Below are 19314 nucleotides of genomic sequence, written 5' to 3'. Positions count from 1 at the left end.
TTGTTCCACTTTAGATATTTGTTTAAGATGAGATGTAACTCATTGAAATGTGTCATCATATTCGTCGTCAGAAAACAAGTATTATGCCATTATTTCAATGAGTTATCTTTTTTTGTCGTGTACAAAGTACAATAATACAAAGTTTGAGATGGCAAGTAAAACCAAGCATGATTTTGGTCAATTATTTCTAAAGGACAATAAATTGTATCTGTCTTTAAATCTACAAATTCGCTTTAAATGATTAAAAATATATCTTTTATCTTAATATAACCCGAATTACGGATAAGAAAAGCCCTTGAAAAAAAGGTAGTTAGAGCCATTTAGAAAGTTACGACACAACCCAAAGGCTCTAACTACCATGTACGATTTTACAGAAATTTTTTGTATTGTTGATGATTTTTTCAAAAAATTTGAACCCATCTATTGGCAATTTCTCAAGCAAGAAAACAAACGTCAACGTATCAGACAAGCAACGCTATCTTTATCAGAAATTGTGGCTATCTCCATCTACTATAAAAAATCTCAAGTACATAATTTTAAGATGTTTTTTAACTTGCTTTGTCAGTTTGAAAGCAAACTCTTTAAAGACTTGCCTTGTTATAAAAACCTGATTCCCCTCATCAATCAGCACCAACTTGCTATTCATGCTTTGCTTTATGCGTTGAGCCAAAAAGATGAAAGTTCATATTTATGGATTGATTCAACACCTTTACCTGTTTGTAAAAATAAAAGAATCCCTAAAGGTCATCATGCTTTAGATGAGATTGCTTCTCGTGGTAAAAGTACGATGGGCTGGTTTTATGGTTGCAAATTACACTTGCTGATGAATCAAGAGGGTGAAATTGTAAATTCAGATTTATCAAACGGACATATTGCTGATCTTAAAAAAGTTGAGGATTTAGTGAATGGCTTATCAGCAACGGTCTATGGTGATAGAGGCTACATTAGCCAACCATTGAAAGAAACACTTCAAGAGCAAGGCATTGATTTAATTACTTATCCAAGAAAAAATATGAGAGTGACCTTATTGCCATTTTCTGATGAATTTCATCTACGACAACGTAAAAAAATTGAAACATTGATAGGATTATTGAAAGAAAAATATCACTTAGTTACGAGTAAACATCGTTCGATTGCTGGTTTTTTAGCAGGCGTATTTTCTTCACTATGTGCGTATCAACTTTGCCAAAAGAATAAGCCTAAAATTCATGTGATTAAATCTTTGGCTTATCCGTAACTGGGGTTAATATAGTTTGAACTTTTGATTCAATTTTCATAATAAAACTCAAATAGGATAATTTTAAATGGATTTAAAAACGTTTGAGTTACTTGCCCGCTATAATCTTTGGGCAACTCAAAAACTAAATCAGACTTTGCTATTGGTTTCAGATGATGATTTTTTTTTGGATCAGGGCTTATATTTTAAAAGTATTTTTGGCACTCTGAATCATTTGTTGGTTGGAGAGCATCATTTGTGGTTTCCACGTTTTGCTTTGCACCACTCACCAATTTTGCCATTAGATAGTACTGTGGAAACCAACAGAACACAGCTTGTTGAGCAACTTGAAAAGAAGGCTGAAAACTGGATTTATTTTTTAAATCAGGTGTATGAGAAAGTTTTTCATCAAGAGCTGCACTATAAAACATCAACTGATGTGGCGATGCACTTACCCTATGCTGCAACCCTAATGCATGTGTTTAATCATGCAACTCATCATCGTGGGCAAATTACCGCGGCTTTAACCGCAATGGGATATGTCTGTCCTGAGCTGGATTTAATTTATATGTTGCTAGAAGACCAGACTAAGAAGTAAATTGAATGAAACGATTAGAAATTTTATGTCTAGTGATTTTAATTTTTCTGATTTTATATCTGATTCAGTGGGTATTTCATGGTTTTCCAACAGCGCATTAAAAGTAATTTTAATTGATGTGTAGATTCGAGTACTGACTTTCTGAAGTAAACACCAAAAGAGCGCATTACGCGCTCTTTTGATTTACATCTGCTTAGAATATTTTAGTAGTCAAAACTAAAATGTTCTGGTGCTAATGCAGTCATGGTTTTAGATGGATTGACCATTGCTTCTGCATGACCTTGGGTACGTGGCAATAAACGCTCAAAGTAGAAATCTGCAACTTTGATTTTGGCTTTATAGAACTCAGGTGTTTCCTGACCATTGCCTTCAGCCAATTTGGTCGAAGCCACAGCCGCTTGTTGCGCCCAGAAATAAGCCATCATGACATAACCAGAGAACATCAAGAAGTCTACTGAAGCACTGGATACGATGTCACGGTCTTTACGTGCTGCCAACATAATGCGCACGGTTAATGCGTTCCATTGAGCACATAGCTTGGTTAAGTCCCATGCAAAACGACGCATGTATTTGTTACGTGCATGCTGACCACAGAATTTCAAAATTTCAGCGGTGTAGTCACGAATCACTTTACCTTTAGAGCTTAACAACACTTTACGACCAATCAAGTCGAGCGCCTGAACGCCAGTTGTACCTTCATACAGGGTAGAAATACGTGAATCACGTACAATTTGCTCCATGCCCCATTCTTTAATATAGCCATGACCGCCGTACACTTGCATGCCGTGGTTGGCAGCTTCATAACCCATTTCAGTTAAGAAGCCTTTTAAGATTGGGGTATAGAAACCTAAATGGTCATCATGCGCTTCAAAAGCTGCAGTATCACCACGCATTAAAGCGTCGTTCATTTTATCTGCCAATTGTGCAGCATGATAAATCATGGCACGACCACCTTCTGCCACGGCTTTTTGCGTTAAGAGCATACGACGTACATCGGCGTGGTGAATGATTGCATCAGCTACTTTTTCAGGGTCTTTTTTACCTGAAAGGGCACGCATTGACATACGTTCTTTGGCATACGGTAATGCACCTTGGAATGCCAATTCTGCATGGCAAATCCCCTGAATTGCTGTACCAATACGTGCAGTATTCATAAAGGTAAACATGGCATGTAAGCCTTTGTTTGGTTCACCAATCAAATAACCCACGGCATTGTCAAAGTTCAGGACTGCAGTTGCAGACGCGCGAATCCCCATTTTGTGTTCAATAGAGCCACAAGTGACAGGATTACGCTCACCCACCGTACCTTCTGCGGTTGGCAAGAATTTCGGTACGATAAATAATGAAATACCTTTTGTGCCTGCAGGCGCATCTGGGAGGCGTGCTAACACAATATGAATGATGTTTTCAGTCAGGTCATGTTCGCCTGCAGAAATAAAGATTTTGGTACCTGAAATCGCATACGTACCATCGGCTTGTGGTTCTGCTTTGGTTTTTACCTGACCTAAGTCGGTACCACATTGTGGTTCAGTCAAACACATGGTGCCTGACCAAGTACCTGCAACCAAGTGCGGTAAATAGGTATCTTTTTGCGCGTCTGTACCAAATTGCATAATGGTGTTGATACAACCCACGCTTAAACCTGGATACATTTGGAATGACCAGTTTGCTGTACCCATCATTTCAGATTTGATGAGGTTTAGCGACATTGGCAGGTTTTGACCGCCGTATTGTTCAGGGTAAGACAGACCTTGCCAGCCACCTTGCACAAATTGGTCATAGGCTTCTTTAAAGCCTTTCGGTGTGGTCACATTGCCATTTTCAAAATGACAGCCTTCTTCATCGCCTGATTGATTGAGTGGAGAAAGTACATTTTCACAGAAATCTGCTGCACCTTCCAAAATCATATCGACTGTATCTGCGTCCGCAAGTTCACCGTTAGAAAGATTTTTGTAATGGGTCGGGTAATCAAGCACTTCGTTCATTAAGAAACGAATATCGTGTAATGGGGCTTTATATGCTGGCATAGTCTTAATCCTAATTTAGAAATAGTTTTGGATTATCTGTATCGATATGTTGATTATTCACACTCATGATCAAAAAACATTGATAAGAATAGCGAATAAAAATGTCAGAAATGCGAATACTGAAAATTATTCACCTTACAAAAACGAATGAAGTGTTATGTTACAATGTATCATAATCTGTACGTTTGAACAGACCAATCTATAATGAATATAAGGTGTTTAGCAATGAAGATACAATTAAAATATTTATCTTTATGTCTTTTTAGTTTAGCTGCTACAGGTTGTTCGCAGCATGTCATTAAGACCAATTCCAATCAGACGGTAAGTATAGAACAAAAGGCAATTACGGGGTTAAATGCCATCTTTGAAACACCTAGTTATGATTTTCAGGGCAAATTACGGGTACAGAGCAATTTAGTTGAAGCAACACCAAAAGTAACGGATATTGCTCCTACCACACTTGATCCTGTACTTAAAAAGCAATTAGATCAGTATTTAAAACAGCAAAAAGTCCGTTTAAGTACACAAGAAAAACAAAACTTATATACGGCAATGGCTAAGGAACAAAACTCTGCTTCCTATGCTGCAGGGGCAATCGAAAAATCGAGTCCTTTTAATTTTCTGTTGAATGTATTGAATGATACTGAGTTTAGCTACGATGGCTCGGTGCATTATCGGCAAAAAATTGCTGCTTTGAATGTGGCAGCACGCTATGAAAAACCGACACTTTTGGTGCAAATGAAAGTACCGATGGTAGTCGATTTTAATGAATATAAGTTCTATACCAATTATTTTTCTTTGTTGCCTTATTTGGTGAATAAAGACAGTCAAAATGACTTTGCCTATATCGACTTTTCTAAATACAAAGCCGATTTTGAGCGGATTAAAGTGGCACAATTTGCCGAATACTTAAAAGCCATGAATGCGGTGCCGTATGTATTGGCAGATTCTAAACATATTCAAAAGTTATCTTTAACTGCACAAGACCGTCAGCAAAAAATTAGTGAAAAAATTCGTTTGAACAGTAGTTTGGAAGATATGTTGCTGCAGCTTGCCATGTTTGATCAGGTCAATGCACCGTATTTGCAACAGACTGTATTGGGGCAGGCGACCACAACCGAAGATGCTGCTGAACAAGCTGAAATTACGCAAGATACATCGGCCAAAGAAAGTGTTGAAGACTACTTGAAACACAATGAAACTGCTGAAGATTATGGCATGAGCCAAGAGGCTTTTGTGGCGTATCAAGCCACCCTTGCTTTACGTGATTTGGTCAGTCAGAAATTTTATGCAACTGAAACGACAGTGAGTAATGTGGCAGATTATTCAGCAGATGCCAGTGAAGATGCCATGATCGCAGCTGAACAAGCCGTTGAAGCGGCTGCTGAGCAGGCAGAAGATTCAGCAAGCACCGCAAGTATGCTAAGCGAACAAGACTGTCAGCGTTTGATCGAAACAGCAAAAACAGCCAAAGTTGGAGATTTAACCTACTGTGCTTATGCCTATGAATTAGAAGCATTTAGCCCAAGTCGTGCTGAGCAGGCACAATCGGTTTTAGATGAGCACTTTGCTTCACCGCAAGAAAAGCTAGCTAAAGTTTTTGAACCATACCGTTCGGAACAATTGGTCGATGCCGCCGCTTTTGCAGCTTTGTGGCAAAAACATCAGGCTGAAATTCAGCAGATTATGAACGCTACACCTAAAGATAAAAAAACACCGATTCAAATTGATGTGGCTTTAGATGATCAGGGGCGTGCTGCAAAAATTGATTATGCGTTGCAATTTAAACGCGAAAATTACGGCACAATTCATGTGTATAACGATGTCAGCATTGCGAATTATGGGCAAGCCAGCAAAATTGACCGTAGTGCGCTGCGTCAAGCCAAATCCATTCAAGAGGTCAGCAAAGACTCAATTTTAGAAAAATGGGTGACAAATTTAGGGCGGACTTTGGAGCAGGAAACTGCAGAAAATAAAGATAAGACCACTGTAAAACCTGCCTTAAGTTATGATGAAGAATTGGCGCAGTTGGCGCAAAAAACCTATCAACAAACAGAATCTTTTAGTCAGACTTATCAGACTTTATTTTTAGTGCACATGGCAGCAGAGCAAAGTACGTGGGTAAAAAATCTTAGTCCACAAACCTTGCAGGAAATGGCAGAAGTGTATGCCTATTGGTTCAGTGATGAGCGCTACTATGACCCGAAAGGTGCCGCGCTAAAACGGATTGAAGCTTTACAAGCCAAGCATCATTTAGAAGAAGATGAGCAATTCAATAATGCAATTGGTCGTCGTATCAATAATTTGACTGAAGATGCAGTCGATGAAAATAAAGTCGCACTTGAATGGCGTAAGCTGAAACATCAATACAAGCAACCACAACAGATATTTGCTCAGCAATATTTAAAAGCCTATGAAGCAGCTTATGATTGGGATGTGCCTGACTTGGAGAATTTAAAGAAAACGGCACACATTTTGGGGCAGACGTATGTTGATCGTCAGCAGGGCAAATTGAGCCAAAATTCAATTCGCACTTTAACTGAAGATCAGGCTGAACAGATTGATTATGAGTTATATATGGATGTGTATGAAGATATGCAGAAATTTGTAAAATAAACCGTGGGTGAAAAATGGGCAATCAGCGTTCAACAAGATTGCCCAGTTTAAATAAAAAAATAGCCCTTTGCTGCTCAAGGGCTATTTTTATTTGGTGATGATTTAGAGGAAATCTTTTAATTCAGGTTTCACGCCATTCCAAATATAAAAAGATTCAATCGCCTGTCCGACCAGCATGCCAAAACCTTCCGATGTCGGTACGCCACGCGCTTTGGCTTGTTCTAAAAAGCTCGAAGGTTTGCCATAAGCCATTTCATAAGCAAAATTAAACTGCAAACACTCAGGCAAGGTGAGGGCATCTCCCGTTAAGCTGGCAGACGTCGCATTAATGGCTAAATCAAATTGACCTGTTAAATCGGTAAGTGCCATGGCTTGTAATTCTGCTTGCGGTACGGCAGCTTGTAGGTCAGCAACCAGTTGTTCAGCACGGGCAAGGGTGCGGTTGGCAATCACAATTTTTTTTGCGCCTGCTTGTACCAACGGATAAATTACCCCGCGGGTTGCACCACCAGCGCCAATAATCAAAATATCACTGTGCTCTAAATTCCAGCCCAAAGCACGAATGGCATCAACCAAACCCTGACCATCGGTATTGTCGCCATGCAAAACACCATCTTGCATCCACAAGGTATTGACTGCTTTGGCAATTTTGGCACGTTCGGTTAATACGCCACATTGGGCAAATGCTTGCTCTTTAAAAGGCACGGTTACATTCATGCCTACACCGCCCTGATTAAAAAAGTCTGCAACACTGTCTCTAAAACCATCAAGAGGGGCAAGGCGTTTGCTGTATTGCAGGTCAATGCCTGTTTTTTCTGCAAAGGCATGATGCAGTTCAGGAGAACGTGATTGTTCAATTGGGTTGCCAATCACGGCAAATTGTTTGCGCATTTGCCAAAATCCATGTGCTGAAATGTGCATCAATATACGTCAAATTCAGCGCGGACTAAAGCCTATGGCGGTATAAAACGGTGGGAGTCTTTGGACTTAAGGATTACAAATCTCTAAAACGGTTTCTAATACCAAAATAGTGGCAATCACGAACATGGCAATGCCCGCTAAAATGCTGCTACTAATGGCTAAGCCATCTGAAAGATGACTTTCAAAAATAAAGGTCATGCAAATTGAGCCAAGTAACATGGCAAAGGTTGCCCAAAATAAAAAGATTTTGTGTTTGAACAGCGGGCTAAACATGCGGATCTCCTGACAGATGTGGCGCAGTGTGACATAAGGCTTTGACAGTTTGATGAATTCGCCTTTGACTCATGGTTTGATGTATGGATAGTTAAATCCTATTTGTGCATGGTCGAATAGGGTGCGCGGTCACATCATCTATTAAAATCCATCCGCACTATCATGACAGTTAATTCATGCTGTGCATATTTATTGATTTGAAAATAAGCAATAAAGTTTGTAAGTAAAAAAGCGATTCGTGGAAGAATCGCTTTTTTGAACCTTGAATGTGATCTTTTTTACACTGCGATGTAGCAAGGTTTCACCAGTCGCGAGCTTTAACTCGTCTTGAGATTTAACCAATCGCGTGGTTTTAAATAATAGTCAGTGAGTTTTTTCTCTGCGGAATCTTCTGCCCATTCAGGACGGTACGACCATCCCGCCAAGTTCGGTAAGCTGACTAAAATGGACTCAATCCGTCCACCTGTCTGCAAGCCAAATAAAGTGCCACGGTCATAGACCAGATTGTATTCCACATAACGTCCACGACGGTAAAGCTGGAACTCACGTTGTGCTTCGGTATAGGCTTTGTCACGATTACGCTCAAAAATAGGCAGAATTGCAGCCAAATAACCGTTACCCACCGCCTGAATATAGTTGAAACAGGTGTCAAAGTCCCATTGATTCAGATCATCAAAAAATAAACCACCCACGCCACGCTGTTCATCACGGTGCTTTAAATAAAAATAGTCATCACACCATTGTTTATGTTCTGCATAGACTTGATCGCCAAAAGGCGCACATAAGTCATGTGCTGTTTGGTGCCATGCCAACACATCTTCATCATTTGGATAAAATGGTGTCAGGTCAAAACCACCACCAAACCACCAAATTGGCGGTTGTCCTTCAGGTTCAGCGACAAATAAACGCACATTGGCGTGCGAGGTGGGTACATTTGGGTTTTTCGGGTGAATCACCAATGATACACCCATCGCCTGCGCAGGTGCGCCTGCAATATTTGGATGACGTTCAGTTGCAGAAGCAGGCAGTTTGGAAATATTGATATGCGAAAACATCACCCCGCCTTTTTCAATGACTGTACCGTTTTGTAAGACACGGGAACGACCACCGCCACCTTCAGGACGTTGCCAGTCATCAATTTCAAACTGTGCGCTTCCGCCACCTGCCTGTTCTTGTTGTTCTAAAGCCGCACAAATTCGCGCCTGCAAATCGAGAAGAAATTCACGTACACGTTGAATATCCGCGTGAGTAGGATGCGACATGGCCACCTCAGCATAAAAATAAAATGGCTTACATCAAAACATAAAACTGTCTAAAAATTAAGGGGTTTATCCAGTTTGCTGCAAATCGCTCAGGCAATTGCGCAAGGTGCTTTGTATTTCAGCATGTATTCCGAGCAAAAGACTAGGTTGATTTCCATGCCTAAGCTCAGCACAATAGTTTTTACAATCTAAATTTTAGTCAGCAGCAATTAACTGAATGGGGCAGAGTGGATGACACAGCAGGCAAATTCTTTAATTCAAAAATACAATGTGCCTGGACCACGTTATACCAGTTATCCAACCGTACCTTATTGGGATGATGCTACTTTTTCAGCCGAGGCATGGCAGCAGACGCTGAAGCGTTCTTTTGATGAATCTAATGCCAGCGAAGGCATTAGTCTGTATATTCATTTGCCATTTTGCGAAAGTCTATGCACTTTTTGTGGCTGTCATAAACGTGTCACCAAACGCCATGAAGTTGAACAGCCATACATTCAGGCGTTATTAAAAGAGTGGGACTTATATTGCCAATTGCTCGAAAGCACTCCCATCATTAAAGAAATTCACTTGGGCGGTGGCACACCAACTTTCTTTTCTGTCGAACATTTGACGCAGCTCATTCAAGGCATTCTGGCAAAAGCCAAAGTGGCAGAACAGCACGAATTTAGTTTTGAAGGTCATCCCAATAACACCACCCGCGAACATTTACAGGCCTTAAATGACTTGGGTTTTCGTCGGGTCAGTTATGGCGTGCAGGATTATAATGAAAAAGTGCAGCGCGCCATTCATCGGATGCAGCCTTTTGAGCATGTGCAACGTGTGACCGAGTGGGCGCGTGAAATTGGCTATGATTCTATTTCACATGATTTGGTTTTTGGTTTGCCCTTTCAAAATCTAGACGATGTACTGAATACCATTGAGCAGACCCAACGTTTAATGCCAGACCGTTTGGCATTTTACAGTTATGCGCATGTGCCATGGATTAAAGGCAATGGGCAGCGTGGTTTTAAAGATGAAGATGTACCTAAAGATGAATTAAAACGTCAGTGCTATGAAGAAGGCAAACAGCGTCTTTTGGCCTATGGTTATCATGAAATTGGGATGGATCACTTTGCCTTAGAACGTGATGGTATGTATCAGTCGTTTAAAAATGGTACCTTGCACCGTAATTTTATGGGCTATACCGCATCTAAAACGCAGCTTATGATTGGCTTGGGTGTTTCATCTATTAGCGACAGTTGGTATAGCTTTGCGCAAAATGAAAAAAGCATTGAAGATTATTATGCCCGTTTAGCCTGCAATGAAATTCCTGTGTTTAAAGGGCATGTGCTGGATCGGGAAGATTTGGTAATACGTCAGCATATTTTAAATTTAATGTGCAGCTTTGAAACGTCGTGGGCCAGTCCAGAATTGGCATTTCCTGAAATTGAGCAAGTGCTGCAACAGTTACAGGAAATGCAGGAAGATGAATTACTGCTCATTCAAGATCAGCACATTCAGATTTTGGAAAAAGGTAAACCCTTTGTGCGCAATATTTGTATGGCCTTTGATTTGCGTTTAAAACGCCGTATGCCGAATAATCGTATTTTTTCGATGACGATTTAAGTAAGTTGAGTAGAAATTATTTAATTCAAAAATTAAAAGGTGACTCAGAAGTCACCTTTATCATACATGTGCGCCATGCGTTCGTGTTTGGTTTGCAAATATTCTTCATTGAATGGATTTAGACCCACAGTTAAAGGCACACGGTCTACCACCGTAATCCCTTGTTCCTGTAATGCTTGAATTTTCAAAGGGTTGTTGGTGATTAAGCGCACAGCTTTAACCTGCAAATGATCTAGCATAATGCTGCACATATCATAGCGACGTGCATCGGCAGGTAAATTCAGCATTAAATTGGCATCCACCGTGTCATGTCCTTGATCTTGCAGGGCATAAGCACGAATTTTATTGGTCAAGCCAATCCCGCGACCTTCTTGGCGTAAATATAAAATCACACCTTGTCCTGCGTCATTAATCAGACGTTGAGTGGCTTGAAGCTGTGGGCCACAGTCGCATTTTAAAGACGCGAAAGCATCGCCAGTTAAACATTCTGAGTGAATCCGTACCAGAACGGGCTGGGTTGGCGCAGTGTCCAAACCTTTGGATAATGCCACGTGTTCTTCGCCAGTTTCAGGATCTTGAAATACCGTAATGTTGAATTCACCAAATGCGGTCGGTAATCGTGAGGTTGCGACAAACTTAATCGGCACTGTTTAACTCGTGAAATAGTCGATAAATTGTTTAAAGTATAGCGTAATGCTCAGACATTAGTAGAATAGCGAACACGAATTTATACAGAAGATTTTCTTTTTTGTATAAAGCGCACGATAATGGTTGATAAATAGTTAGATTATTCAGGATAATCTACCCACCCAACGTGTGCCCAACTGAAATCACTGCTCAAAACTACATCGCTAGAAATGTGGCTGATTGAAGGTAATACCATTCGGTTATATGATCGAGTAATTCCCATTGACCTCGCTTAGGATTTGCCAGGCTTTAGAAGGCTTTGCCACATATGCTGTATACAGAAATTCCAACTCAACGCCCTGTAACACCATTGCTCGATGCGATTGACCATCCGCAGCAATTACGTTTACTCGCGCAAAGCCAGCTTCCTCAGGTGGCAGATGAGTTACGTCAATTCATTTTGTATGCCGCAGGTCAAAGTGGAGGACACTTTGGCGCAAACTTAGGCGTGATCGAACTGACCGTTGCGCTGCATTATTGCTTTAATACCCCACACGACCGCTTAATTTGGGATGTCGGTCATCAGGCTTATCCGCATAAAGCCCTGACAGGACGCCGCGAGCAACTCACCACCATTCGTGCCAAAGATGGTTTGGCTGCATTTCCTGCACGTGAAGAATCTATTTTTGATACCTTTGGCGTTGGTCACTCCTCAACAGCTATTTCTGCTGGTTTGGGGATGGCGTTGGCACGACGTTATCAGCAAAACCCATGTGAGGTTGTTGCCATTATTGGCGATGGTGCTATGACAGCAGGTATGGCTTTTGAAGCCATGAATGATGCAGTGGCTCACCAAGCCGATATGATGGTGGTGCTGAATGACAACGATATGTCAATTTCATGCAGCACAGGCGGCTTTGCTAAACATCTTGCTGCTATTTGGGAACGTGGTGAATCGGTTTATGTCAGTGAAACTGGCGAAGCTTACGTGCAGCCACATCCGAAATGGACGTATAACTCGCGTTTACACTGTGCTGCCACTGAAGCTGCAGACAATTTATTTAAAGCGATTGGGTTTGATTATTTCGGCCCTTTCGATGGACATGATGTTGAACAACTCACACACGTGTTTAATGCGCTGAAAAAACGTAAAGGCCCACGTTTAATTCACGTTTACACTAAAAAAGGCAAAGGCTTTGCGCCTGCAGAAGCTGATCAAATTAAATATCATGCCATTGGTAAAATTCATGCCAAAGCTGCACCAGTTAGCGCACCTAAATATTCTGATGTATTTGGGCAGTGGTTATGTGATCAGGCAGAACAAGATTCACGATTATTGGCAATTACGCCAGCCATGTGCGAAGGTTCGGGCATGGTGCAATTTGCCAAACAATTCCCAGAACGCTATTTTGATGTCGCGATTGCCGAACAGCATGCGGTGACTTTGGCTGCGGGTATGGCCTGTGAAGGTTTGAAGCCTGTGGTGGCGATTTACTCTACCTTCTTGCAGCGTGGTTATGACCAACTGATTCATGATGTCGCTTTGCAAAATCTGGATGTTACTTTTGGTATCGACCGTGCAGGTTTGGTGGGTGAAGATGGCCCGACCCATGCAGGTGCTTACGACTATGCCTATATGCGTACCGTACCGAATATCGTGATTATGGCACCAAAAGACGAAAATGAATGTCGTCAAATGCTGCACACGGCTTATTTATATAACGGCCCTGCAGCAGTGCGTTATCCACGCGGGCATGGTTTGGGTGTCGAAATTCAGCAGCAGATGACTGCAATTCCATTAGGACAAGCTGAAATTGTGGCGCAGTTCAATCCACAATATGATGACTATATTTCAGTGCTGGCTTTTGGTAGCCGTGTGCAAGCGGCAGTTGAAGCGGCTGAAGCGTTTGCTCAGCAGCATGATGTCGCAGTACGTGTGGTGAATATGCGTTTTGTGAAGCCATTGGATGAAAAGCTGTTAGCTGAGATTTCAGACAGTACTGTATTATTTGTTACTGTTGAAGAACATGCGATTATGGGTGGTGCAGGCAGTGCCGTGAGTGAATACTTGGCAAAGGCACAAATTGTTAAACCAATTATTCATTTAGGTTTAGAAGATAGCTTTATGCAACAGGCGACACATGGTCAAATGCTGCAACAGGCAGGTTTAGATGCACAAGGCATTGAAAAATCAATGCAAAATGCTTGGCAAAAACTGCATCAATCTATATTGAATTAATTTTTAGCAACACTTCTTCCCCAAAAGCCTCAATATTTGCTAAAATATTGGGGCTTTCATGCATTATTCTTTATCAATCTCTTCAAATTTGTAGTGGGTGTTCAATGGAACCTATGGTGGTGATGGCTGCGCGTGCGGCTCAAACAGTTGGTCAAGAGCTTTTAAAAGCGCATCAGAATCGTCATAAACTCGATCTACAAGTCGAAGAAAAAGGCATTGATGGTCCTGTAACGCGCGTAGATCGTTACCTCGAGCAATTGACCATTGATACTTTACGTAAAAGTTATAAAAATCACAGCTTCTTGGGCGAAGAATTTGGTATGCAGGAAGGTAAAGGTCACGATGCCGACTGGTGTTGGGTGATTGATCCTTTGGATGGCACTTTAAACTTTGTTCACGGTTTCCCTCATTTTTGTATTTCGATTGCAGTGCAACACAAAGGTGTGACACAGCACGGTGTTATTTACGATCCTGTAAAAGATGAGTTGTTCTCTGCGAGCCGTGGCCGTGGTGCGATGATGAATCAACGTCGTATTCGTGTAAATGTAAAAGACAGTTTAGACAACACCTTCTTGGCAGTGGGTCATGCTTATCGTGCTAAGCGCGATGGCGAAATTGTTTCTTATGCCAAAAACCATTTTGAAAGTTTATTGAATGTGACAGAAGCAGGCGCTCAATACCGCCGTGCAGGTTCTGCTGCATTAGACTTGGCTTATGTGGCTGCAGGTCGTTTAGATGGTTATTTTGAACTTGGCTTAAAACCGTGGGATATTGCTGCGGGTGAGTTAATTGTGAAAGAAGCGGGCGGTACTGTGGTCGATGCACGTGGTGGCAGCGACTCTATGGAAAATGGGCAAGTTTTGGCATGTTCAATGAAAATGTTAAAACCACTTATGAAAGCGGTTGTGCCTGCTTGGGGCGAAGCAGCGAAATAATCAGCTGATCATATTTATACTTAAATAAGACACTTAGCAAAGCTCTCATCCTGAGGGCTTTTCTTTTACCTAACGGTCTAAAACTGCTGGTTTTAAATCTGTTGTTATCGTCCATATACTAGCCATAAAAGCAGAATCTATCACTGTTTACACAAAAAACAGCAAAAGTCGATTAAATAAGGTGACTTTTAAAATAATCCTGCTATAATCCGCGCACGCACTTAATTTCTGTTCATTACCTGAACATTTCTCTTCTAATCATTGTGTATGCGCGTGCGGTCCAAAGAGAGGACGATATCTCGCGCCCCAATCGCTAAAGCGATTCCTTCAGGTTAAGCCGTAATCATGCGTGCGTTATATCACATCGTCGTTACTCGGATCGCCGCTGAATCTTAAATTGTCAGCGATAATTGCTGTACCGCTTTTTGCCGATGTCCATCTGACTTTATTTAATGGAGCACCCATTTTCAGGGTGAAAATCTCTATGAGCAAAACTTTTGCTGATTTTTCTTTACATGAATCTTTACAACAAGCTTTAGAAGGCTTGAACTTTACTACGCCGACTCCTGTTCAAGAACAATCGATCCCAGCGGCACTTGAAGGTAAAGACTTATTGGTATCTAGCCAAACAGGTTCTGGTAAAACTGCTGCATTTTTACTCCCAACTTTAAACGTATTGGCGAGCCAAGACACTTTCGTACCATTTAAAGAGCGTATGAAAGCTATTACTCAGCCTTCAATTTTAGTGCTTTGCCCCACACGTGAATTGGCTCAACAAGTTAGCCAAGACGCGATTGCATTTGTACGTCACATGAAAGGTGTACGTATTGCAGCAATCATGGGTGGTATGCCTTTTGGTAAGCAAATCCAACAATTAAAAGGTGCGCAAGTGGTTGTAGCGACTCCAGGTCGTTTACTTGACTTGGTGAACCGTCGTCAAATCAAACTTGATAAAGTTGATGCCTTAATTGTGGACGAAGCTGACCGTATGCTCGATTTAGGCTTCTCTGAAGACCTAGAAGCGATTAGCGATTTAGCTGCTAACCGTAAGCAAACCTTGATGTTCTCTGCAACTTTTGCAAGCCGTATTATCACACTTGCAGAACGCATGATGAATGAGCCTGTACGTATTGCGATTGAAACAGGTCACTCAACGAATATGGACATCACCCAGACTTTACACTGGACTGATGGTTTCGAGCACAAGAAAAAATTATTGTCACACTGGTTATCTGATGAAGGTGTAGATCAAGCGGTTGTATTCGCATCTACTCAAGAAGATACCGATATGCTGGCTGAAGAATTGGCTGAAGCGGGTCACTCGGTTGTTGCACTACACGGTGCAATGCCACAAACCGTTCGTAACCGTCGTTTACGCAGCATTCGCGAAGGCCGTGCAAAAATCTTGGTTGCAACAGACGTTGCAGCACGTGGTTTAGACGTACCAACTATTTCTCACGTGATTAACTTCGGTTTACCAATGAAAAATGAAGACTATGTACACCGTATTGGTCGTACAGGTCGTGCGGGTCGTACTGGTAACGCGATTACTTTGGCAACTTACCGTGAGCGCGGCAAAATCCGTGCGTTGGAAGATTTCTTAGATGCACGTTTAAGCGTTTCTGAAATTGAAGGCTTAGAGCCATCTCCACCTCCAGCACGTTCTGGTCGTGACGGTGGTCGTGGTCGTCGTGATGGCGGTCGCGGTGGTCGTGGCGGTTTTGGTGGCGGTCGTCGTTTTGAAGGCGAAAGCAACTTTAAACGTCGTGAAGGCGGTGATGAACGTCCACGTCGCAGCTTTGATGACAAACCACGTGGTGAACGTCCTGCATTTGGTGAAGATCGTCCGCGTCGTGAGTTCAACTCAGACCGTCCACGCCGTGAAGGTGGTTTCGGTGACCGTCCACAACGTTCATTTGAAGATCGTCCGCGTCGCGAGTTCAACTCAGACCGTCCGCGCCGTGAAGGTGGTTTCGGTGATCGTCCACAGCGTTCATTTGATGACCGTCCACGTCGTGAATTTAATTCAGACCGTCCGCGTCGCGAAGGTGGCTTCAACGATAAGCCGCGTTTTGATGCGAATGATGACAACCGTGGCAACCGCGTAGACTACAAACCACGTCGTGAAGGTAGCTTCGGTGATCGTCCAAAACGTGATTTTGGTGATCGTCGTGAGGGTGGTTTTGGTGACCGTCAACCACGTTCGTTTGATGATCGTCCTAAGCGTTCTTTTGGTGGTGAAGATCGTCCACGTCGCGAGTTCAATTCAGATCGTCCACGCCGTGAAGGTGGTTTTGATCGCCCACGTCGTAAATTTAACGACTAAGATCGCGATAGCAATTTGTATAAAGAAAAACCAGTGCTCAGCACTGGTTTTTTTATGTTAAATATTTTTGTTTTAGATAAATAAAATGTATAATAAGTCACGTTTTTAACTCTATTTGCTAATTATGAACATCAATAGCTTACGATTGCTCATGCAGACGAGAGAGGGAATGATGCCGTATATTGGTTTAGCACTCATCTTATGCAATTTAATGTATTATATTATTTCTTCTTACTTTTAAATTGTTGCTGTCCTAAAAGTGATTTAAATAACAATAATAAGACTGCTTGAACAATACGTGCACAGTTTTTAAAAATTTGCTAGATAACATTTTGCGCTTCAATCCTTTATAGTATGCGTGCTGAAAAAATGCAGGAAGACCCTCAGCTATGAATAATCCAATGCCTCAACATGAGCCGTCATTGATTGAAGTCAATGAACTGAGCTTTAAACGAGGGAAACGTGTCATTTTCGAAAATGTCAGTTTAAAGATTCGCCGTGGTCAAATTACTGCCATTATGGGACCTTCAGGTACTGGTAAAACCACGTTATTACGTTTGATTGGTGGTCAGTTGACTCCCGATCATGGTGATATTTTTCTGGATGGAAAAAATCTTGCGCAAATGTCGCGTCAGGAGTTGTTTGCTGCGCGCGCACGTATGGGCATGTTATTCCAAAGCGGTGCATTATTTACCGATATGAGCGTATATGAAAACGTCGCGTTTCCATTGCGTGCACATACCCAGTTGCCTGAACATTTAATTGCAGAACTGGTGGCTTTAAAACTTGAAGCAGTCGGTTTGCGTGGTACAGAACAACTTATGCCTGCAGAACTCTCAGGCGGGATGAACCGTCGTGTGGCATTGGCACGTGCGATTGCGTTAGACCCTGAATTGATCATGTATGATGAACCATTTGCAGGGCAAGACCCGATTGTAAAAGGTGTGTTGACCCGTTTAATCCGTTCCTTGCGAGAAGCGTTGGATTTAACCACCATTATCGTCTCGCATGATGTTGGCGAAACTTTATCAATTGCCGACTACATTTATATTATCGCGGAAGGCGTGATTCAGGGCGAAGGTACACCTGCAGAATTAAAACAGCATGAATCGGCATTTGTGCGTCAGTTCTTAACAGGCGCTGCCGAAGGGCCTGTCGATTATCAATTTAGCCATCAGGCTTATTTAAGTGATGAGGTGCGTTCATGAATGCTATTGCCGCATTAGGTCAACGCGTCATTGAGCGTGTTCGTGGCATTGGTGTCGCCACCCAAATGTTGTTGCAAATCTTATTTTCCATGCCAACTTGGCTTGGGGTAAAACTGTTTGTTTACCAGATGTACCGTGTAGGCGTTATGTCCCTACTCATTATTGCGGTCTCGGGTTTATTCATTGGTTTGGTTTTAGGCTTACAAGGTTACTCCATTTTGGTCAATATTGGCTCGGAAGCCATGCTTGGTACCATGGTGTCTTTAACCTTGTTACGTGAACTCGCCCCTGTGGTTGCAGCATTGTTATTTGCAGGACGTGCAGGCTCTGCCTTAACCGCTGAAATTGGTCTGATGAAAGCTACAGAACAATTGGCCAGTATGGAAATGATTGGGGTAGACCCACTCAAGCGTATTGTGTCACCACGTTTATGGGCGGGTATTGTTAGCCTGCCAATGCTATCCATTATTTTTGCTGCGATTGGCATTATGGGCGGCAAAATGGTTGGGGTAGATTTTCTGGGTGTAGATGAAGGTTCTTTCTGGGGTGGCATGCAAAGCAGCGTGCAATTCTATAAAGATATTTTTAATGGCACCATTATTAAAAGTTTTGTTTTTGCATTAATTTGTACCTGGATTGCAGTGTATCAGGGCTATGCCTGTGTGCCGACCTCAGAAGGCATTGCAACGTCGACCACGCGCACCGTGGTGTATTCTTCATTATGTGTTTTAGGTTTTGATTTTGTGTTGACTGCGGTCATGTTCGGAGGTGTTTAATGAAATCACGTACTAGTGAGCTGGCCGTAGGTGTTTTTGTCATTCTGACAGGCATTGCATTGTTTTTCTTGGCGATGAAAGTCAGTGGATTGGTCGGAACCAATTTACGTGACAGCTATAATATGACCGCAACGTTTGACAATGTGAATGGTTTAAAACCACGTGCTAAAGTCACCATGAGCGGTGTGACCATTGGGCGTGTGAATGACATCACCTTAGACCCTGTATCACGTTTGGCCACTGTTGAATTTGAGTTGGATGGTAAACTGACCAGTTTTAATGCTGAGCAATTAAAAACAGTGCAAAATTATGCAGTTGAAGAATTGCGTTACAGTGCTGAATACGAACAGGCAAGTCCTGAGCAACAAAAAGAAATGGAACAACAACTGTTGAGTAACATGAAATCCATCACCAGTATTGATGAAGATGCTTACATAATGGTTGCAACCAATGGTTTGTTGGGTGAGAAGTATCTCAAAGTTGTTCCAGGTGGTGGTTTGAACTTTGTGAAACGTGGCGAAAGCATTGCCAATACCCAAGGCACCATGGATTTAGAAGATTTAATCAGTAAGTTTATTACTGGCGGTGCAGCGAAAACATCCAATGCAGCGTCAGACACAGATACAGCGACAGCTGAAACAACAGATGCAGAAGTGTCATTTGTTGAGTAATTGAGGAGATTGTC

Annotated in this window: 16 protein-coding genes; 11 read left to right on the top strand and 5 right to left on the bottom strand. The window is 42.0% G+C overall.

Going from position 1 to position 19314, the window contains the following annotated elements; translation table 11 throughout:
• The first annotated feature begins 97 nt into the window (after positions 1-97).
• The 3 genes from HX743_RS06755 (at position 98) to HX743_RS06745 (ending at position 1814) form a co-directional block, all read left to right on the top strand.
• Positions 98-241, top strand: a complete 144-nt coding sequence (locus tag HX743_RS06755) for an HpaII family restriction endonuclease (protein WP_178318822.1) — start codon at positions 98-100, stop codon at positions 239-241.
• A 117-nt stretch (positions 242-358) separates the two neighbouring features.
• Positions 359-1237: an IS982-like element ISAba4 family transposase gene (locus HX743_RS06750; protein WP_178318821.1), complete on the top strand. Its 879-nt coding sequence runs from the start codon at positions 359-361 to the stop codon at positions 1235-1237.
• Between the two features lie 67 nt (positions 1238-1304).
• Positions 1305-1814: a DinB family protein gene (locus tag HX743_RS06745; protein WP_178318820.1), complete on the top strand. Its 510-nt coding sequence runs from the start codon at positions 1305-1307 to the stop codon at positions 1812-1814.
• A gap of 203 nt (positions 1815-2017) precedes the next feature.
• On the opposite strand, the gene HX743_RS06740 is transcribed toward HX743_RS06745, so the two are convergent.
• Positions 2018-3841, bottom strand: coding sequence for an acyl-CoA dehydrogenase C-terminal domain-containing protein (locus HX743_RS06740; RefSeq protein WP_004974621.1), 1824 nt, complete (start codon positions 3839-3841; stop codon positions 2018-2020).
• Between the two features lie 225 nt (positions 3842-4066).
• Here HX743_RS06740 and HX743_RS06735 point away from each other — a divergent pair, with 225 nt between their 5' ends.
• Positions 4067-6457: a hypothetical protein gene (locus HX743_RS06735; protein WP_178318819.1), complete on the top strand. Its 2391-nt coding sequence runs from the start codon at positions 4067-4069 to the stop codon at positions 6455-6457.
• Positions 6458-6559: 102 nt separating this feature from the next.
• Here HX743_RS06735 and aroE read toward each other — a convergent pair whose 3' ends face one another.
• The 3 genes from aroE to hemF form a co-directional block, all read right to left on the bottom strand.
• Positions 6560-7348: a shikimate dehydrogenase gene (aroE, locus tag HX743_RS06730; protein ID WP_104852603.1), complete on the bottom strand. Its 789-nt coding sequence runs from the start codon at positions 7346-7348 to the stop codon at positions 6560-6562.
• 96 nt (positions 7349-7444) lie between these two features.
• Positions 7445-7651 carry a hypothetical protein gene (locus HX743_RS06725; RefSeq protein ID WP_004974627.1) on the bottom strand — a complete coding sequence of 69 codons (207 nt, stop codon included), beginning with the start codon at positions 7649-7651 and terminating at the stop codon, positions 7445-7447.
• A gap of 317 nt (positions 7652-7968) precedes the next feature.
• Positions 7969-8913 carry an oxygen-dependent coproporphyrinogen oxidase gene (gene hemF, locus HX743_RS06720; RefSeq protein WP_004974629.1) on the bottom strand — a complete coding sequence of 315 codons (945 nt, stop codon included), beginning with the start codon at positions 8911-8913 and terminating at the stop codon, positions 7969-7971.
• Positions 8914-9144: 231 nt separating this feature from the next.
• Between hemF and hemN the strand changes: the two genes are divergently transcribed.
• Positions 9145-10518, top strand: a complete 1374-nt coding sequence (gene hemN, locus HX743_RS06715) for an oxygen-independent coproporphyrinogen III oxidase (RefSeq protein ID WP_004974631.1) — start codon at positions 9145-9147, stop codon at positions 10516-10518.
• A 44-nt stretch (positions 10519-10562) separates the two neighbouring features.
• Here hemN and ribA read toward each other — a convergent pair whose 3' ends face one another.
• The gene (gene ribA / locus HX743_RS06710; protein ID WP_004974633.1) at positions 10563-11165 is read right to left on the bottom strand and encodes a GTP cyclohydrolase II; all 603 of its coding nucleotides are present in this window, start codon (positions 11163-11165) and stop codon (positions 10563-10565) included.
• A 308-nt stretch (positions 11166-11473) separates the two neighbouring features.
• Here ribA and dxs point away from each other — a divergent pair, with 308 nt between their 5' ends.
• From dxs to HX743_RS06680, 6 genes are all read left to right on the top strand, one after another.
• Complete coding sequence (gene dxs / locus HX743_RS06705) at positions 11474-13384, top strand: 1-deoxy-D-xylulose-5-phosphate synthase (protein ID WP_178318818.1); 1911 nt, start codon at positions 11474-11476, stop codon at positions 13382-13384.
• A 104-nt stretch (positions 13385-13488) separates the two neighbouring features.
• A complete protein-coding gene (locus HX743_RS06700; protein ID WP_019836885.1) occupies positions 13489-14319 on the top strand; it encodes an inositol monophosphatase family protein in 831 nt (276 codons plus the stop codon).
• A gap of 484 nt (positions 14320-14803) precedes the next feature.
• Positions 14804-16645: a DEAD/DEAH box helicase gene (locus HX743_RS06695; RefSeq protein WP_178318817.1), complete on the top strand. Its 1842-nt coding sequence runs from the start codon at positions 14804-14806 to the stop codon at positions 16643-16645.
• 389 nt (positions 16646-17034) lie between these two features.
• Positions 17035-17853, top strand: a complete 819-nt coding sequence (locus tag HX743_RS06690; protein ID WP_178318816.1) for an ABC transporter ATP-binding protein — start codon at positions 17035-17037, stop codon at positions 17851-17853.
• Positions 17850-18629 carry a lipid asymmetry maintenance ABC transporter permease subunit MlaE gene (mlaE, locus tag HX743_RS06685; RefSeq protein ID WP_168419184.1) on the top strand — a complete coding sequence of 260 codons (780 nt, stop codon included), beginning with the start codon at positions 17850-17852 and terminating at the stop codon, positions 18627-18629. Before HX743_RS06690 ends, mlaE begins: the two co-directional genes overlap by 4 nt.
• Positions 18629-19300 (top strand): outer membrane lipid asymmetry maintenance protein MlaD, encoded by a 672-nt coding sequence (locus HX743_RS06680; protein ID WP_168419183.1) that lies wholly within the window; start codon positions 18629-18631, stop codon positions 19298-19300. The genes mlaE and HX743_RS06680 overlap by 1 nt, the downstream gene beginning before the upstream one ends.
• Positions 19301-19314: the final 14 nt, after the last annotated feature.

Origin of the sequence: Acinetobacter sp. Swhac1 (genome assembly GCF_013390985.1) — a bacterium.
GTDB classification, from domain to species: domain Bacteria; phylum Pseudomonadota; class Gammaproteobacteria; order Pseudomonadales; family Moraxellaceae; genus Acinetobacter; species Acinetobacter towneri.
Note: the sequence above shows the minus strand (reverse complement) of the source record. Positions and strands in the feature narration are given on the sequence as shown.

Excerpts from the sequence above, each read along its gene's own strand:
- HX743_RS06755 (WP_178318822.1), top strand. The coding sequence starts at position 98 with ATGAGTTATCTTTTTTTGTCGTGTACAAAGTACAATAATACAAAGTTT.
- HX743_RS06750 (WP_178318821.1), top strand. The coding sequence starts at position 359 with ATGTACGATTTTACAGAAATTTTTTGTATTGTTGATGATTTTTTCAAA.
- HX743_RS06745 (WP_178318820.1), top strand. The coding sequence starts at position 1,305 with ATGGATTTAAAAACGTTTGAGTTACTTGCCCGCTATAATCTTTGGGCA.
- HX743_RS06740 (WP_004974621.1), bottom strand. The coding sequence starts at position 3,841 with ATGCCAGCATATAAAGCCCCATTACACGATATTCGTTTCTTAATGAAC.
- HX743_RS06735 (WP_178318819.1), top strand. The coding sequence starts at position 4,067 with ATGAAGATACAATTAAAATATTTATCTTTATGTCTTTTTAGTTTAGCT.
- aroE (WP_104852603.1), bottom strand. The coding sequence starts at position 7,348 with ATGCGCAAACAATTTGCCGTGATTGGCAACCCAATTGAACAATCACGT.
- HX743_RS06725 (WP_004974627.1), bottom strand. The coding sequence starts at position 7,651 with ATGTTTAGCCCGCTGTTCAAACACAAAATCTTTTTATTTTGGGCAACC.
- hemF (WP_004974629.1), bottom strand. The coding sequence starts at position 8,913 with ATGTCGCATCCTACTCACGCGGATATTCAACGTGTACGTGAATTTCTT.
- hemN (WP_004974631.1), top strand. The coding sequence starts at position 9,145 with ATGACACAGCAGGCAAATTCTTTAATTCAAAAATACAATGTGCCTGGA.
- dxs (WP_178318818.1), top strand. The coding sequence starts at position 11,474 with ATGCTGTATACAGAAATTCCAACTCAACGCCCTGTAACACCATTGCTC.
- HX743_RS06700 (WP_019836885.1), top strand. The coding sequence starts at position 13,489 with ATGGAACCTATGGTGGTGATGGCTGCGCGTGCGGCTCAAACAGTTGGT.
- HX743_RS06695 (WP_178318817.1), top strand. The coding sequence starts at position 14,804 with ATGAGCAAAACTTTTGCTGATTTTTCTTTACATGAATCTTTACAACAA.
- HX743_RS06690 (WP_178318816.1), top strand. The coding sequence starts at position 17,035 with ATGAATAATCCAATGCCTCAACATGAGCCGTCATTGATTGAAGTCAAT.
- mlaE (WP_168419184.1), top strand. The coding sequence starts at position 17,850 with ATGAATGCTATTGCCGCATTAGGTCAACGCGTCATTGAGCGTGTTCGT.
- HX743_RS06680 (WP_168419183.1), top strand. The coding sequence starts at position 18,629 with ATGAAATCACGTACTAGTGAGCTGGCCGTAGGTGTTTTTGTCATTCTG.